The sequence below is a fragment of the Brevibacterium sp. SIMBA_078 genome (assembly GCF_046534565.1).
GTDB lineage: Bacteria > Actinomycetota > Actinomycetes > Actinomycetales > Brevibacteriaceae > Brevibacterium.
This window is the reverse complement of record NZ_JAWRYQ010000192.1, coordinates 1-274: the sequence shown is the minus strand read 5'-3', so window position 1 is coordinate 274 and position 274 is coordinate 1. Positions and strand designations below refer to the sequence as shown.

The window sequence follows — 274 nt, the reverse complement described above, 5'->3', positions numbered from 1 at the left end:
CTTGGTGATTGACCAAGATGAAAGCGCCAAGCCCAATCCAACGGGCGCGATGATGGATCTGTACATGCTGTCCTTATTCGGTATCTCCGGTGGTAAAGAGCGCACCGAGGCTGAGTTCAGATCTCTCATCGAAAACAGCGGCTTTATCGTCGAGCAGGTAAAGCGCCTCCCTAGTGGAAACGGCATTATCCTCGCCTATCCCAGAAAATGATCGCCCTCGCCCCTCGCTACGTTTTGGAGGGGCTCTTTATTCGCGGGTTATTCCCCGCGTACC

Annotated in this window: 1 protein-coding gene; it reads left to right on the top strand. The window is 54.0% G+C overall.

The genetic code is table 11. From position 1 onward, the window contains the following. Nucleotides 1-211, top strand: a 211-nt coding sequence (locus SB749_RS19400; RefSeq protein ID WP_410711744.1) for a hypothetical protein, incomplete at its 5' end; no start/stop codon positions are given. Between the last annotated feature and the right edge of the window lie 63 nt (nucleotides 212-274).